The 15,526-nt window shown below is 48.9% G+C and carries 14 protein-coding genes; 10 read left to right on the top strand and 4 right to left on the bottom strand.

Annotated features, from left to right (window positions below; all coding sequences use genetic code 11):
- Positions 1–4 precede the first annotated feature (4 nt).
- From DYD62_RS04460 to DYD62_RS04485, 7 genes are all read left to right on the top strand, one after another.
- Positions 5–667: a DUF4310 family protein gene (locus DYD62_RS04460; protein ID WP_115226245.1), complete on the top strand. Its 663-nt coding sequence runs from the start codon at positions 5–7 to the stop codon at positions 665–667.
- 344 nt (positions 668–1,011) lie between these two features.
- Positions 1,012–2,148 (top strand): amidohydrolase/deacetylase family metallohydrolase, encoded by a 1,137-nt coding sequence (locus tag DYD62_RS04465; RefSeq protein ID WP_115226246.1) that lies wholly within the window; start codon positions 1,012–1,014, stop codon positions 2,146–2,148.
- The gene (locus DYD62_RS04470; protein WP_115226247.1) at positions 2,132–3,244 is read left to right on the top strand and encodes a DgaE family pyridoxal phosphate-dependent ammonia lyase; all 1,113 of its coding nucleotides are present in this window, start codon (positions 2,132–2,134) and stop codon (positions 3,242–3,244) included. Before DYD62_RS04465 ends, DYD62_RS04470 begins: the two co-directional genes overlap by 17 nt.
- 2 nt (positions 3,245–3,246) lie before the next feature.
- The gene (gene dagF / locus DYD62_RS04475) at positions 3,247–3,996 is read left to right on the top strand and encodes a 2-dehydro-3-deoxy-phosphogluconate aldolase (protein ID WP_115226248.1); all 750 of its coding nucleotides are present in this window, start codon (positions 3,247–3,249) and stop codon (positions 3,994–3,996) included.
- A gap of 539 nt (positions 3,997–4,535) precedes the next feature.
- A complete protein-coding gene (locus DYD62_RS04480; protein WP_115226249.1) occupies positions 4,536–6,452 on the top strand; it encodes a BglG family transcription antiterminator in 1,917 nt (638 codons plus the stop codon).
- Between the two features lie 166 nt (positions 6,453–6,618).
- Positions 6,619–6,747 (top strand): hypothetical protein, encoded by a 129-nt coding sequence (locus tag DYD62_RS24200; RefSeq protein WP_267896106.1) that lies wholly within the window; start codon positions 6,619–6,621, stop codon positions 6,745–6,747.
- Between the two features lie 242 nt (positions 6,748–6,989).
- On the top strand, positions 6,990–8,603 hold the full coding sequence (locus tag DYD62_RS04485) for a methyl-accepting chemotaxis protein (protein WP_115226250.1): 1,614 nt from the start codon (positions 6,990–6,992) through the stop codon (positions 8,601–8,603).
- A gap of 507 nt (positions 8,604–9,110) precedes the next feature.
- On the opposite strand, the gene DYD62_RS04490 is transcribed toward DYD62_RS04485, so the two are convergent.
- The 4 genes from DYD62_RS04490 to DYD62_RS04505 are packed head-to-tail and all read right to left on the bottom strand — an operon-like array spanning position 9,111 to position 11,851.
- Positions 9,111–9,620 carry a VOC family protein gene (locus DYD62_RS04490; RefSeq protein ID WP_115226251.1) on the bottom strand — a complete coding sequence of 170 codons (510 nt, stop codon included), beginning with the start codon at positions 9,618–9,620 and terminating at the stop codon, positions 9,111–9,113.
- A gap of 9 nt (positions 9,621–9,629) precedes the next feature.
- Entirely contained in the window at positions 9,630–10,409 is a 780-nt protein-coding gene (locus DYD62_RS04495) for a transporter substrate-binding domain-containing protein (protein WP_207916737.1), read from the bottom strand.
- Between the two features lie 9 nt (positions 10,410–10,418).
- Positions 10,419–11,171, bottom strand: coding sequence for an amino acid ABC transporter ATP-binding protein (locus DYD62_RS04500; RefSeq protein WP_115226252.1), 753 nt, complete (start codon positions 11,169–11,171; stop codon positions 10,419–10,421).
- Positions 11,168–11,851, bottom strand: a complete 684-nt coding sequence (locus DYD62_RS04505; RefSeq protein WP_115226253.1) for an amino acid ABC transporter permease — start codon at positions 11,849–11,851, stop codon at positions 11,168–11,170. The genes DYD62_RS04500 and DYD62_RS04505 overlap by 4 nt, the downstream gene beginning before the upstream one ends.
- A 385-nt stretch (positions 11,852–12,236) precedes the next feature.
- Here DYD62_RS04505 and DYD62_RS04510 point away from each other — a divergent pair, with 385 nt between their 5' ends.
- From DYD62_RS04510 to DYD62_RS04520, 3 genes are all read left to right on the top strand, one after another.
- Positions 12,237–12,875, top strand: coding sequence for a peroxiredoxin (locus tag DYD62_RS04510; RefSeq protein WP_115228204.1), 639 nt, complete (start codon positions 12,237–12,239; stop codon positions 12,873–12,875).
- Between the two features lie 568 nt (positions 12,876–13,443).
- A complete protein-coding gene (locus DYD62_RS04515) occupies positions 13,444–14,046 on the top strand; it encodes a YSC84-related protein (RefSeq protein WP_115226254.1) in 603 nt (200 codons plus the stop codon).
- 197 nt (positions 14,047–14,243) lie between these two features.
- Positions 14,244–15,479, top strand: a complete 1,236-nt coding sequence (locus tag DYD62_RS04520) for a paraquat-inducible protein A (protein WP_233702870.1) — start codon at positions 14,244–14,246, stop codon at positions 15,477–15,479.
- Positions 15,480–15,526: the final 47 nt, after the last annotated feature.

Raw genomic sequence — 15,526 nt, forward strand, 5'->3', positions numbered from 1 at the left:
GAAAATGACTGAACTGACTAAAGAAGAAGTACAGGCTAATTTCTGGTTCGCCGATTGGAGCTTCCCCTTTTTTGTAGGCTTGCTGTCAGCTGGGGTATTTGCCGGAACGCATATGTATTACGTCTACGGCATAGGCGCATTCAACGAAGTGGCTTTTGTCTCCATGCTGCGTGCAGGAATGGATACCGGCGTGTATGGCGCAGTGGCGGCTTTTGGTGCGAGCTTTTTGTTTGCCCGGATTATCGAAGGCGCGCTGGTCGGTATTTTAGATATCGGCGGTGCGATTATGACCGGCGTGGGTCTGGGCATTCCCGCCATGTTTTTGGGCGCAGGCGTGACGTATCCGCTGGATAATTTCTTTGCTGCGCTCGCCACAGGCATGGTGATTGGCTGCACCATCGGTGGAATTATTATCCTGGCGCGTAAATTTACGGTGAACCAATCCAACTCAACCTTTGGTGCCGACGTGATGATGGGCGCGGGAAATTCATCGGGGCGTTTTCTTGGCCCCTTGATCATCATCACCGCAATTGGCGCATCCATCCCCATTGGCGTGGGCTCATTAATCGGCGCTTTAGCCTTCTACCTATGGGGCAAGCCCATTACCGGCGGCGCAATTTTAGGCGCGATGCTGTTTGGCTCGGTGTTTCCGGTGGCGATTGCGTAATTAACCGATGTGATGACGGAAAACCCAAATCTTGAACCACGCTGTAGCGAGGACCGAGCTAATCCCGCTCGTAATTGACTCGTGATGTACTTGTTCCCCCCTTTGAAAAAGGGGGGCTAGGGGGGATTTGGCATGGCGTATCTTTACAAGAAAGCAGAAAAGTAAAGCTAATTCAAAGGCAAATCCCCCTCAGTCCCCCTTTGGCAAAGGGGGAGGCTGCAGCACTGAAGTGCGGCCTAAAACTGTGTAGATACCTATGCTCTCGGGTAAGCACCCGCCCTACGAAAGACACTGCAGGCGTTGGCTTAGCTTGGATGCGCATAAGCAGCAACAAAAGGAATCCCATGTTTGATTTAATCATCCGTCGTGCCGTGAGCCCCACAGACGATGCCATTTTTGATATTGCGATGAAGGACGGCAAGATTGCGGCCCTTGGCCAGATCAATGCCCAGGCTCGTCAAACTATGGATTTAAAAGGTCAGTTTTATGCCAGCGCAGGCTGGATTGATGGCCATGTGCATTGCTATTCGGCCTCGCCGATTTATAACGATCAGCCTGATTTAGTGGGTATTGCGGGCGGCGTGACCACGGTGGTGGATGCGGGTAGTTGTGGCGCCAATGATATTGGGCATTTTTATCAGCTGGCGCAGGACTGCCAGACGGAAGTGCGGGCTTTATTGAATATTTCACGTATCGGTCTGGTCACTCAGCACGAGCTGGCCGATTTGGCCGATATTGATGAGGCTGCAGCCAGCCAGGCAATTGCCCAGTTCCCTGATTTTATCGTTGGCTTAAAAGCGCGTTTAAGCGCGAGTGTGGTGGGTGGCAATGGGATTATCCCTTTGCAAATGGCCAAAGCGATTCAGCAAAAACATCGTCATCTGCCGCTGATGGTGCATGTGGGCAATACCCCGCCCGATTTGGATGAGATTGCCGAGCTACTCGATGAGGGCGATATTTTAACCCACTGCTATAACGGCAAACCCAATCGCATTTTGAATACCGAAGGCGTGCTGCGGCCTAGTATTTATCGGGCGATTCAGCGTGGTGTTTGCCTTGATGTGGGGCACGGCGGGGCGAGCTTTAGTTTTGCGGTGGCAAGGCAAGCCATTGCCCAAGGCATTTTGCCGAACACGATTAGCTCTGATATTTACTGCCGCAACCGCATTGCTGGCCCGGTCTATGGCTTGGCTCCGGTGATGGCAAAATTTCTGTCATTAGGTATGAGCCTTGCACAGGTGATTTGCTGTGTTACAGGCAATGCGGCTAAGGCGCTTAATTTGCCTAGCAAGGGCCAGCTGGCTGTTGGCTTTGATGCCGATATCTCGATTTTTACCCTAGATAAAACGCCAAATACTCAGCGTGATTGTGAGGGCGAATCGCTTATTTCTGATCACCAACTCAGGCCTTTGGCGGCGATTGTCGCGGCTAAGGTATTTTTGACTGAAGAAGGAAAAAAAGATCATGTCTTCGATTTATGAAAAGTACCAACTTAAGCCGGTGATTAACGCTTCTGGGCGGATGACCATTCTTGGCGTTTCTACCCCGCAGCCTGAAGTGGTGGCGGCGGTTAATCTGGGGCTAAATCATTATTTCGAGATGCAGGATTTAGTCGATCAAACCGGCGCTTATATTGCAGGGCTGCTAGGGGTAGAAAGCGCTGTAGTGGTGTCTTGCGCATCCGCCGGAATCGCTCAGGCGGTGGCCGCTGTGATTATTAAAGACGATGCAGATTTGCTGCTGAATCTGCATGCCAAGCCCATCCATGGCCCTTGCGAAATTGTGCTGGCAAAAGGTCATAACGTGAATTACGGCGCGCCAGTGGCCACGATGGTGGCGCTGGGCGGCGGCAAAGTGGTGGAAGCGGGTTGGGCCAATGAATGCTCGGCTGAGCAATTGGCCGCTGTGATTACGCCCAATACGGCCGCGATTTTATATATTAAATCGCACCATACCGTGCAAAAAAGCATGCTGAGCGTGGCAGAAGCCGTGGCGGTAGCCAAAAGCCATGGCCTGCCTTTGATTGTGGATGCGGCCGCCGAAGAAGACTTGCGTCTTTATTATCAGCTAGGCGCGGATTTGGTGATTTACAGCGGTGCAAAAGCCATCGAAGGCCCGTCCAGCGGCCTAGTGCTGGGCCGTGAGCAGTACGTGGCTTGGGTTAAAAAGCAGGGCAAGGGTATTGGCCGCGCGATGAAGGTGGGCAAAGAAGGTATTTTGGGCCTGACTTGTGCCATTGAAACTTATCTCTTGCGTGAGAAAGAAAGCGGCGAGCAAATGGTCGCCAAAATGCGGCCTTTTATTGCGGCGCTTAACGAGATGCATGGCATTAGCGCCAAAGTGGTTTGGGATGGCGCAGGGCGTGATATTGCCCGTACAGAAATAGCCTTTGATCAGGCCGCTTTAGGCCGCAGCGCCGTCGAAATGGTGGCCGCGCTCAAGGGGGGGCCTATCGCTATTTATTTCCGTGAATACAAAGCCAATGAAGGCAAGGTAGAGGTGGATGTGCGCAGCGTTAGCGATAGCCAGCTTGTCACCATTAGCGAGCAGATTCAGCAATTGTTAAAGGAAAAATGACTATGAAATTAAGCCAATTAAGCCCAAATTTTTATCGTGATCGCGTGTGTTTGAATGTTTTAGGCGGCACTAAGCAAAATGCCGTGGATATTTATCAGGCAGCAGAGGGGGCCGTGGTGGTGGGGCTGCTTTCTAAAAACTACCCCGATGTGGCTAGTGCTGTTGAAGATATGCAGGCCTACGCCAAGCTGATTGAGAATGCGATTTCTGTGGGCCTAGGGGCGGGCGATCCTCGGCAATCAGCGATGGTGAATGAGATCAGCCGCCAGATTCAGCCGCAGCATATCAACCAAGTTTTCACCGGCGTCGGCCCTGCCCGTGCCCTGGTCGGCCAAGATAATACAGTGGTGAATGGCTTGATTTCACCGACTGGCCAAGTGGGCATGGTGAAAATCTCCACCGGCTCTTTAAGCAGCCAGCAGGCAGATGGAATTGTGCCGGTTGCCACCGCCATTGCCATGCTGAAAGATATGGGTGGCAATTCGGTTAAGTATTTCTCAATGGACGGCCTGAAATACCGCGATGAATATATTGCCGTGGCCCAAGCCTGCGCGGCCCATGATTTTTGGCTAGAGCCAACCGGTGGGATTGATCTGCAAAACTTTGAAGAGATTTTGGGGATTGCGCTGGATGCAGGCGTCACAAAAATCATCCCCCATATCTATAGCTCGATTATCGACAAAGCCAGCGGCAACACCCGCCCGGAAGATGTGGCGACATTGCTGGCGATGGTGAAGGCAAAGCTAGGCTAGACGGTTGCATTCCTAGGGCGGGTGAAACTCAATCCTCTCAACTTAAAGTCAAAAGCATTGTTGGTTTTTATAGGGTGTGCAAGTCGTTGCGCACCGTCCTTGGTGCGCAACGACTTCGTCGTTGTACACCCTATAAACTGCCACACAATGAAAAGCGGGTGAAGTCCGTAATGCCGTTCACTTAAGGTATTGGTTTTGCTTCCCCCTTTGTAAAAGGGGGATTGAGGGGGATTTGCCTTTGGTTTTTTGCTTAATTTCCCCCCTTTTTCAAAGGGGGGAAATTAAGCAAAATCGCTTAAGTAAACGGTTTTAGGGTGAAGTCCGCGTATTTTTCAGCATCGCTCGCGGGTTTTACCCGCCCTACAGATTCTGCATGGCCTTGGGGCTATTTACCTTTGCTGATCTGGCGAGTCCCCGTAATCTGAAGATCTGGCGTTCTTAGTCACTTCGCGCTGCTTCAGGCGATTTTGATTGATCGATTTATTTCAGCGGGTGTGTTCTTGTAATGAAGATGCACTCCTTGCAGGGCTTAAGTCATTATGGTTCGTTTTCCTTATAAGCGTCTGGCTTTGCTTTATCGTACTTTGCAGGCAGAAACGCTGCCGCAAGATGAGCTGGCGCGCCGGTTTTCGGTGTCTACACGCACGGTGCGCACCGATATAACGGCGTTAAATGAGGCTTTACTTGAGCATGGTGCACAATTTGTCTTGCAGCGCGGTGAGGGCTATGTGCTCAGTATTCATAATGAAGAGCGCTTTGCTCTGCTGACGATCAAGCAAACATCGAGCAAAGCGCTGCCACGCACCGCAGGCGAGCGGGTTCAATATTTATTAATGAGTTTTCTGACCTCGGCCTATTCGCTTAAATTGCAAGATCTTGCGGATTCTTGGTATGTGAACCGCGCGGTGCTGCAAATTGATATGGCAGAGGTGCGCAGCCAGCTTGCCCAATATCAATTAAGCATCGAAACGCGGCCGCATTACGGCATGAAGCTGATGGGCAGAGAATCGGCAATTCGGGTGTGTTTAAGCGATTTGCTCTGCCAGCTGCGCCGTGAAGAAAACCACCATCCGCTACTGGCAAGTGATCCGGGTTTAGCCAGTGCGGCTATGACTTTTATGAACGCCTTACCGCGTTTACTTGCGCGTAGCCCGGTGCGTTTAAGTGATGAAGGCTTTCATTTTCTAAGCCAGTATTGTGCCGTAGCCAGTAAAAGAATTAGCGATGGCTTCCCCATCGAAGAGCGATCGGGGGAAGAAGTGAGCCCAGATGTGGCGGCCCTTGCCAGCGATTTGGTGGCGGAGCTGAGGCAAATCACGCACTGCGAATTATCGAATGCTGAAACGCATTTTTTAGCCGTTAATATCGCCGTCCGCAGCGTGCAGGGTATCTTGCCCGATACGATTAATGCCGACGATGCCGAGGCCTTGGTTAGCTATATTCTGGATTATATTAACCGCCATTATCACTACGATTTGCGCCACGATAGCCGCCTGCGCTTGGATTTGCTGACTCACGTTAAAACCATGATCACGCGTCTGCGCTATCAGATTAATTTGCCCAATCCCGTACTGACCGATATCAAGCAGCATTACGCTTTGGCCTACGATTTTACCCTGAGCGCGGTTTCAAGCTGGGCCAAGCACACGGCCTATCAAGTGAGTGAAAATGAAATTGGCTATCTGGTGCTGCATATTGGTGTGGGGCTGGAGCGGCATTATCAAATTGCCTTTGTCTGCCGCCCGCAGGCGCTGCTGGTGTGCGATATGGGCAATTCGACTACGCGAATGATTGAGGCGATGTTGCAGCGCAAATTCCCGCAGGTATTGCTGAGTAAATCAATCTCGCAGCAGGATTATTACGCCTTGGAGGGGGTAACTGACGACTTTGTCATCTCTACCCAGCCGCTAGACAACAAGGGCAAGCCGGTGATTGTGGTTTCGCCTTTTCCAACTGAGTTTCAACTCGAGCAATTGGCTAAAACGGTAGAGATCAACCGCGCTCACCCCTATATGCTTGATCGCTATTTTGATGCCAAACACTTTTTACGCATTGATGAGCCCATCACCCAAGACGCACTCTTTCAGCGCCTGTGCCTGCAATTAGAGCAAGAAGGCATCGTGAACGATGATTTCTATCCTTCAGTCACCGAGCGCGAAGCGATTTTATCCACGATTCAAGGCGATGGCATTGCGGTGCCGCATTCCTTAGGTCTGCTCGCCAAGCGCTCCGTGGTTTATACCGTGCTTGCGCCGCAAGGCATTGCATGGAGCGATGGCGCGGTGGCTTCGGTGATTTTTTTGCTGGCAATTAGCAAGGAAGATTACGAAGAAGCGATGGCGATTTATGATTTATTTATCTCTTTAATTAGAGAATGCGCCAGCGCCCGTTTGCTGGAATGCGCGGATTTTGCTGAGTTTAAAGCAGCGGCGATTCGCTCTTTAAAAGCACAGTAAGGTTAATCACAAAGATGGCTTCGTGATTAACCGTGTTTTAGTTAGCAATCAGCTGCAAAGTGCTTAATACATCGTGGATCAGGTAGATGGTTTTACTATCGTGCTATACGGTTAGGCCGCGTGGGTACAGGCCGGTTTGCCGTGTTTTAAGGCTGGGGCGGCTCGGTTGCCCGAAGATGTGCCAGTGCAGGTGCTGGCCTCTGCCGATGGCGGTAAACCACTCTGCGGTGAGCTGCCCAATGAAGGCGGGGATACTTACCCTCTGCTTTTTCTGGGTATAAAAGGCCGGTATTAAAACGGGTAAGTCTTGTAGGAAACAGGCCATTTTAAGTCGGTAAAAAACAGTCTGTTTGGTTAAATGAAAATGAGCGCTATTTCTTAAAGGGATGGCGCTTTTTCTTTAAATAACTTACATGATTTTTTGTCAATTAATATAAATACTCCAGTTGTAAATTTTTAAATAAACTGCGGTCAATAAGCTTGTATCACCCTGAATTTCACCCTATACCGTATTAATGAATTCAGGGAATCCAATCCATGCGTATCTCTTTAAAATTGACCTTAGCTTTCAGCATCATGGTGGTGTTTGTGATTGCCATGGGGGCTTTGGGGGTGAAATATATTCGTGATATTCATCAGTCACTGATCGGTGTCAGCCAGAATGCTCTGCCCAGCGTGCGCTATAGCGGGGCAATCCGGGCCGAGGCACTGGATTTCAGAAACCGGGAAACCCAGCTGCTGGTCGCTAAAGATAAAAAAGAAATTGATGAGTTAGTTGTAAAGCTGAATGCGACGCTTGAAAATATTAAAAAAAATGAAGAAGCCTACCGAAAACTGCCTTCAGGCACAGAAGAAAATAATTTATATGATGCTTACCAAAAACAAAAAGAAGTTTATGTCCAAAGCCATAATAAGTTTGTCAGCATCGTAGAAGGGGGTGATCACGATGCGGCGCTGGCATTTTTCAGAGGTGAAGGGCGTCAGATTTTTCGGGCTTTCTTACCAACGGTTGATGAGCTGTTAAAATTTAATATTAATGCGGCGGAAGCTTTAAATGAGTTTGCTGAGCAGCAGCAAAGCAGCGCATTTAAACAACAAAGCCTGATTGTATTGCTGGTGGTCGTGCTGGCGATTGCTTTATCGGCATGGATTGTGCGCAGTGTAGTGGGGCAATTGCGGATGCTTTCACAAACTATGAAAGAAATTCAGCAGGATTTGGATTTTACCCGCCGCGTGCCGATCAATGGCCATGATGAAATATCTGAAACTGCGCAGGCATTTAATGCGCTGGCAGAAAGCGTACATGGTGTTTTAAAAAATGCAGATCAGGCCAGCCAACGGCTGATTCAGATGTCGCAATCGCTGACTCATTCATCGCAGCAGGTCTCCGATGGCTCGCAGCAACAAAGTGATGCTGCCAATAGCATGGCGGCTTCGATTGAGGAGCTTTCTACCAGCATCGGTATTTTGGCGGGCACCGCCAAAGACGCGAGAGATCATTCGGGCGAGGCCGGTGCCCATGCCACCAATAGCGGCAGGGTGATTGAAAATACGGTAAAAGAAGTCAACTCGATTGCTAGCGCCATCGAGCTGGCTGCTGAGGCCATTGCAGATTTAGACCAGCGCTCGGATGAAATTGGCGGCATTGTGCAGGTGATACGCGAGGTGGCCGATCAGACTAATTTGCTTGCGCTTAATGCCGCCATTGAGGCAGCCAGGGCGGGTGAGCAGGGGCGGGGCTTTGCCGTGGTGGCCGATGAAGTGCGTAAACTGGCCGAGCGTACTACTTCGGCTACAGGGGAAATTGGCGACAAAATTACCGCCATTCAGAAATCCGCCCAGGTGGCGACCAGTACCATGAAAGGTGCGGTGAAGCAGGTGACTGTCGGGGTTAGTTTTGCTGAAGAAGCGGGTAAAACGGTCGAAATTATCATTGGCAATGCCCATATGATAGAGAGCGAAGTGCAATCTATATCCGATGCCATGTCGGAGCAAAATCAGGCGGGCACGCAAATTGCCGGCTCAGTAGAGCAAATTACTAATATGGTTGAGCAAAACAGTACTGCCGCAAAGCAAACGAATCAGCAATCGCACGAGCTTAAAAATATTGCGAGTAATCTGCGGGAGGAAATTGCACGGTTTAAAACTTAATGCCTCAATTTTTTTCTAAATTTAATTAAAAGGCTTGCTGCCAAGGCAAGCCTTTTTTGTGGCATTTTTTTTAATAATATGGTGATTTCAGTGTTTGAATTTAAACATCATCCATTTAATTATTTTGCAGATTGATTTTTTATTTTGCCGTCATTTCTGATGGTTTTTATCGATGCGGGTGCAAATTAGGTATTTTGCAGGCTATGCAATGACCAAGCTTAGCTACTCAGTGCTGGGTTAAATATTCTATTAAAGTTCTTTATTGGCTGGCACGGCGCTCATGGTTTTTTTTGTGGCACTTGGCGTTTTTAATTAAAGCATTTGCACTGATCGTTTGTTGTTCGCTTATTGCATTAGTCAGCGCCTGGCATCAGTCACAAATGATGACGCAGTGAATGCTTTACCCGAGAGCAGGGTAAATTATTCTGTGCCGTTTGTTTGTTTGGGCAAAAATCCCGTGGGCCGGACTTCTGCCCAAACGGGCAATCATGTTTAATCTGTGCGTAATTATGCAATCTCTGCAAAGCGTTGTCGTTCTTTTTCCAGATCAAGCGTTCTGCTTGTTTGTGATTTATCTTCTTCGGTCAGCAGATGCGGCGGCACAAACCAAGCCACTTCAAATAAAAGCCCGTCGGGATCATGGCCATAAATGCTTTTATGCACGCCGTGGTCTTCTTCCAGACCTAATCGCCCCTGGGCCTGAAGTAAATCGCGGATGCGGCTTAGTTCGCTGAGCGTATCGACTTCCCAAGCCAGATGGTAAAGACCGGCAGGCGGCTCGCTTGGGTCGGCTGCTTCATAGCGCGAGCGAAATACGCCTGCACGCTGTTGCCCCAGATTCTTGCTGAATAAAGCCAAGTCATGATCGTTATCTGATTCTGCAGCCTGGCTAAAAACGGCTTTATCGGGTGAATCGCTGGGCTTAAATTTAAAGCCCAGTGTGTCTTTATAAAAAGCGCTGCTTTGCGCTACATCGCTTACATACAGCACGGCGTGGTTAAGGCGTTTGATTCCCATCTGGCTTCCTTAATTTTTTTTAGTGACGTCGGCTTTAAGCCATTGCAAAGAGATTTTTTGTAGGGTGCCGTCTTTTTTTAGCTCGCCCAGCGCCGCGTTTACCTTGCTTGCCAGCGCCTGACCACGGGCATTGCGTGCAAAAGGCAGGCCAATTTCGTCATAGGCCGCAGGCTTACCCAGCAGTTTCAGCGGCAGTTTGGCGCGGCCAATGGCGGTACGCACCGCCACCGCGCCATTGTAATAGGCATCCACCCGGCCTAAAACTACCTCGTTTAATTCGGCAACAGGATCTTCATCAAAGGTTTTGATGGTGACATTTTTGCCTGCCAGCAGGCTGCGTAATTTACGCTCATCTGCCGTGCCAAAGCCCACGCCTACCGTTTTACCAGCCAGATCCTGAATGTTTTTGATGCTGTTATTGTCTTGTTTAATTACAAAAACATCGCCTGAAAACTCATAGGGCTGGCTGAACTGATACTTCTGCTGGCGCTCCAGGGTAATACTGAGCTGATTGGCGACAGTATCAATCCGGCCAGAATCGAGCTGACCAAACAGGCCGACAAAATCTGCAACCTCCCATTTCACCTGATAGCCGATTTTTTTGGCGACAGCCTCAACAACCGCAATATCAAAGCCTGTTACCGCGCCTTTTTCTTTGTATGTAAAAGGCGCGTAATCGCCACTGGTACCCACGCGCAATACATTATTAGCGTCGGCAGAAAACGCATTCTGGCTGATGGCAAGGCTGAGTGCTGCAATGCCGTACATAAACGAGTGAGGCAGATACATAAAAACTCCTTAGCTAATCACGATGGAAGGGGTAAGTTGCTGCAAAAAGCGGCGGGTGCGTTCGTGGCTGGCGTCATCCAGCACGGCTTTAGCCTGGCCACGCTCGATAATTTGCCCATCGGCCATAAATAAAATCTGATTGGCAACCTGGCGGGCAAAGCTGATTTCATGGGTTGAAATAATCATGGTGATGTCGCGGTGCGCTAGGCTTTTGATCACGCTCAGCACTTCGGCCACCCGCTCCGGGTCCAGTGATGAGGTGGGCTCATCAAATAAAATTACTTCAGGATCCAGCGCCAGAGCTCTGGCGATGCCCACCCGCTGCTGCTGCCCGCCCGAAAGCGTGGCGGGGTACTGGCTGGCTTGTTTTGTTAAATCAACCCGTTCAAGTAACTGAAAGGCCCGCTCCCTAGCTTCTGTGCTGCTGAATCCTTTGGCGGTGATTAAGGGCAGAGCGATATTGTCGAGCGCGGTTTTGTTTTTAAACAGGTTGTAGTTTTGAAACACCATCGCCGTGGCCTGGCGTAATTGCTGCAGCGTTTTGCTAGGCACCCGCTGGCTGCAATCGATATTTAAATCACCCACACGCAGCAAGCCTGTATCGGATGTTTCTAATAGATTAAGGCAGCGCAGCAGGGTAGATTTACCTGCGCCGGAGGGGCCGATTAGCGCCAGCACATCGCCCCGTGGCACTTCAAATGAGATTTGTTGCAAAACGGCCTGTTTGCCAAATGATTTACTCAGCCCGCTGACCTTAATCATGCGCTGGCTCCTTGCTGATAAGGGATATTCAGCCGGGCTTCCAGCCGCCGCTGTGCTGCGCCAAACAGCACGGTAATCGCCCAGTAAACCAGTGCCACGGCTAAGAAAGCCTCCATATAGCAGTAAGTTAAAGAGGCATACTGCTTGGCCTGGGCCAGAATTTCAGTCACGCCAAGGGCAAATACTAAGGAGGATTCTTTCAGTAAGCCAACGAAGCTGTTCGCTAGCGAGGGCACGGCGACTCTGGCCGCCTGTGGCAGCACCACATGATATAAGCCTTGTAAGCGGCTCATTCCAGCGGACAAACAGGCATCCATTTGCCCGCGGTCAACCGCATTGAGTGCGCCGCGTATGGATTCAGATAAATAAGCCGCCATATTCAGGCTCAGGCCAATTAGCGCGGCGCTCACTGATTGCAAAGCGCTGAATACAGGAAACAATTGTGGCAGGCCGTAATACAGCACAAACAGCTGAACCAAGAGCGGCGTGCCCCGGAAAAAAGAGATATAGACATGGGCCAGCTGTGCCAGCACGGGGATTTTAAAGCGGATCAGCAGTGCCAGTATTGTGCCCAGCAACAGCCCGGCCAGCATGGACGTCAGCGTAATTTGCAGGGTAATGGGCAGGGCCTGGGCGATTTCCGGAAAGCTTTTCAGAAAGCCATCAACGTTAAAATTCATCTGTTTATCAGCTCATAAAAATGATGGAAGAGGCCGCTGCTGCAGATAACCATGCGGCTGAGTAATGGCTTACGTAGTGTATTGGCTTAAATAAAGCTGGTGTTGGGAACAGTGCTTTTTTGCTGTCTTCAATTTATCATAATGTTTACATAACAATATGTAATTAAAAGTTGCATTGATATAATTTATGGATATATTAAAGGCGGGCACGTTTACATGAACGGGCACTCAGCCTGAGTTAGTTTCATGCGTGAAATATTTTAAAATATATAACAAAAAGCAATAATGATATTTTTATATATCACTTTTTATTTTATAAACTTTGAGTAGAATCAGTGAAAAGCAAGGCATGTTGCTGATGCTGTTTAATCAAAGGAAAAATCAAATGACACTGCGCTTAGGTGATGTAGCTCCCGACTTTACACAGCAATCTTCTGCAGGCGAGATTAGCTTTCATGCATGGGCGGGGGAGAGCTGGGTGGTGCTGTTTTCACACCCGGCCGATTTCACGCCGGTTTGCACCACCGAGCTTGGCAAGACTGCCAGGCTGGCTGAGGAATTTAAAAAGCGGAACGTAAAACCACTGGCGGTGAGCGTAGACACGCTGGAATCTCATGTGGCCTGGATTAACGATATTAATGAAACGCAAAATACCTCGGTCAATTTTCCGATTCTGGCCGATGCCGATCGTAAGGTGGCCGAGCTTTACGACATGATCCATCCAAATTCTTTGGCAAATCTCACTGTGCGCTCCGTGTTTGTGATTGATCCGGCCAAAAAAATCCGTTTAACGCTGACTTATCCAGCCAGCACAGGCCGTAATTTTAATGAAATTCTGCGGGTGATTGATTCCCTGCAACTGACGGATCACCATAAAGTAGCCACACCTGCTGATTGGGTGGATGGCGACGATGTGGTGATTATTCCTTCCCTGCAGGATGCCGATGAAATTGCCCAGCGCTTTCCTAAAGGCTATAAAGCCATCCGCCCTTATCTGCGCTTAACGCCACAGCCAAACCGTTAATTAGCCCGAGCACAAAGCCCCCGCGTTTGAATGAAAGCGGGGGCTTTGTTGCATTTAATCGCGGGTAATTACGCGTTTTAAATAATCGCACGCAATCACGAAAATGACTTGCAGTAGTGTTTTTTAAAGCCAATTTCAGTATTTTTTAATGGGTGAATAAATTTTGTTTTATAAAATATATCCGTCAGACCGATGGTTTTCATAATCCACATGCATTCAGAATTAGTACATTTTTTTTATTGTTATTCTTATGTTGATAATTAACATATCTGAAATTGACTTCATATGATTCTCTTCATTCTTATTCTATGATAAATAAAACATGCTATCTATTGCACAAGGGATGGTTGTGCCAGCTGAATGTTTTGTGACATATTTACTCCGTATATAGGAACTAACCGACATACCTTTTTATTTTTTTGTGATTAACTGGTCATCGCTGTAAACATGTTAGCGTGTCTGCTTGCTGAAGCTGGGGCTAATAGTTAAAAACTGAATCATTATTAAATACTTAAATACGATTAATTTTGTAAGCGTTATTTTTGAATCTTATGAAATAAGGAGTTTAATGATGCAACTACGATCAATTGTCTTTGCTGTGAGTTCACTGCTTGCTTTACCCGTGCTGGCGGATTCAGCCGTAAAACAAAACAGTGCCGAATCATCTGCTGAGCAAAAAACGCCTGCAGAGCGCCGGGCCACGATCGATAAAACAGCGCAGGACACACTGGCTCAAGTTTATAAAAAATTCCCAAGGGCAAAAGCTCAGATCGCTAAAGCTTCGGCTTATGCGGTATTTCGTACCGGTGGGTTTCAGGCTGTCTTTGTAGGAGCAGGCGGGGGTGACGGGGTGGCCGTTGCCAGCGGAAAACGTACCTATATGGATATGCTGCAGGGTAAGGTAGGCTTGGGGCTTGGGGCGAAGGAAACCCGCGAGGTTTGGGTGTTTACCAGCAATGAAGCCTATAACAAGTTTATCACCTCGGGCTGGAGTGCCAGTGGGGAGGCCGGTGCAGCTGCCAAGGCAGGTAAAGCAGGCGGGCAGATTACGGGGGCCAAGCATTTAGCGAAGGATGTTTATGTTTACCAATTCACCGAAAATGGCTTAAGCGCTGAAGCCACCGTGAATGGGGCTAAATATTTGGTTAATAGTGATCTGAATAAAAAATAAACCGCTTCAGAAGCTTACTTTGCAAGCCTGTCATCTGCCTTTTATGCATAAAGGGTAGATTGGACAGGCTTTTGGCAGGTTTCCGTGTTGTTTTCTATGGGTATTGATTCAATTTGTTTGAAACCTTTAAATCTATTTTTAAGCCCTTTTCCTGGCGAAATACTTTTGAACGATCTTCGGATCAGCAGGAGCCGGCCTTGCCTGCGCATGAATTACGCTGTGCTCAGTGCGATTTACTACAAAATATGGATGAATTGCATGCCGGTCAGGGTGCAAGCTGCGTACGTTGTGGTCATCATCTTTGCAGCGTGCCACTGCACCCCTTTGATACGCCATTGGCTTATGCGCTGACTACGCTTATTTTATTGATCTTAAGTTGTGCTTTCCCTCTTCTTAATTTGCATATTGCCGGTGTGGAAAGCCAGATGACTTTTCTAAGCAGCGCCAAATCATTGGTTGATGCTGATTTTGGTATTGTGGCGAATGTGCTGCTGAGCTGTGTGCTGCTTACTCCCGCCCTTTTTTTATGCGCGGTGATTTATTTGTCGCTGGCATTGAAATGGTCCATGCACTGGCCAGGGCTGCGCAGTGTGCTGCGGCTGGCCATTCGGCTGGAGCCATGGATGATGGCCGATGTTTTTGTGATTGGTATTCTGGTGAGCCTGATTAAATTAGCCGCGCTGGCGCAGATTGGCCTTGGATTATCTTTTTGGGCCATGTTGCTGTTTTCGCTTTCGCTGATTAAAACCGTCACCGTGTTTGATGTGCACTGGTTTGGTTTTCAGCTGGATCATCTGGAAGGCCTACCTGCTCAGCAGCTGAGAATGAATGGTGCTAAAGCATGCACCGTGTGCGGTTTTTTTAATGGCCAGCAAGCCTTGAAGTGCGAACGTTGCCATGCCCGCCTTTATGAGCGCCGCCCGCACAGCTTAGCGATGACCTGGGCCTTACTCATCACCGCCATGCTGCTTTACCTGCCTGCCAACCTTTACCCCATGATGATTACAGAATCGTTAGGTGAGCGTACGCCTTCCACCATTCTGGAAGGCGTGCTGCTGCTGTGGCGTATCGGCTCTTATCCTGTAGCGACAATTATTTTTGTGGCCAGTGTGGTGGTGCCACTGGTGAAATTTATCTCGATCGTGGTGCTGTGCATCGCGGCGCAGAGCAAATCCAAGAAAAGTGCGCTGCACTATACCCGGCTTTATCGCATCACCGAGCTGATTGGACGCTGGTCTATGGTGGACGTGTTTGTGGTGGTGATTCTGGTGGCTTTAATACATATGGGTAAATTGATGTCGGTGTTTCCCGGTGTGGCTGCGGTTTCTTTTGCAGGCGTCGTGGTGTTTACCATGTTGTCTGCATTAAGTTTTGATGTGCGGCTGATTTGGGATGCTCAGAGCAGGGCAGAGTCCGAATCCCGCAAATTATAAATAAGCAGTATGTAAGTTTATGGGCAATGCCCAAGCATGACAGGATA

Origin of the sequence: Iodobacter fluviatilis (genome assembly GCF_900451195.1) — a bacterium.
GTDB classification, from domain to species: Bacteria; Pseudomonadota; Gammaproteobacteria; order Burkholderiales; family Chitinibacteraceae; genus Iodobacter; species Iodobacter fluviatilis.

Excerpts from the sequence above, each read along its gene's own strand:
- DYD62_RS04460 (WP_115226245.1), top strand. The coding sequence starts at position 5 with ATGACTGAACTGACTAAAGAAGAAGTACAGGCTAATTTCTGGTTCGCC.
- DYD62_RS04465 (WP_115226246.1), top strand. The coding sequence starts at position 1,012 with ATGTTTGATTTAATCATCCGTCGTGCCGTGAGCCCCACAGACGATGCC.
- DYD62_RS04470 (WP_115226247.1), top strand. The coding sequence starts at position 2,132 with ATGTCTTCGATTTATGAAAAGTACCAACTTAAGCCGGTGATTAACGCT.
- dagF (WP_115226248.1), top strand. The coding sequence starts at position 3,247 with ATGAAATTAAGCCAATTAAGCCCAAATTTTTATCGTGATCGCGTGTGT.
- DYD62_RS04480 (WP_115226249.1), top strand. The coding sequence starts at position 4,536 with ATGGTTCGTTTTCCTTATAAGCGTCTGGCTTTGCTTTATCGTACTTTG.
- DYD62_RS04485 (WP_115226250.1), top strand. The coding sequence starts at position 6,990 with ATGCGTATCTCTTTAAAATTGACCTTAGCTTTCAGCATCATGGTGGTG.
- DYD62_RS04490 (WP_115226251.1), bottom strand. The coding sequence starts at position 9,620 with ATGGGAATCAAACGCCTTAACCACGCCGTGCTGTATGTAAGCGATGTA.
- DYD62_RS04495 (WP_207916737.1), bottom strand. The coding sequence starts at position 10,409 with ATGTATCTGCCTCACTCGTTTATGTACGGCATTGCAGCACTCAGCCTT.
- DYD62_RS04500 (WP_115226252.1), bottom strand. The coding sequence starts at position 11,171 with ATGATTAAGGTCAGCGGGCTGAGTAAATCATTTGGCAAACAGGCCGTT.
- DYD62_RS04505 (WP_115226253.1), bottom strand. The coding sequence starts at position 11,851 with ATGAATTTTAACGTTGATGGCTTTCTGAAAAGCTTTCCGGAAATCGCC.
- DYD62_RS04510 (WP_115228204.1), top strand. The coding sequence starts at position 12,237 with ATGACACTGCGCTTAGGTGATGTAGCTCCCGACTTTACACAGCAATCT.
- DYD62_RS04515 (WP_115226254.1), top strand. The coding sequence starts at position 13,444 with ATGATGCAACTACGATCAATTGTCTTTGCTGTGAGTTCACTGCTTGCT.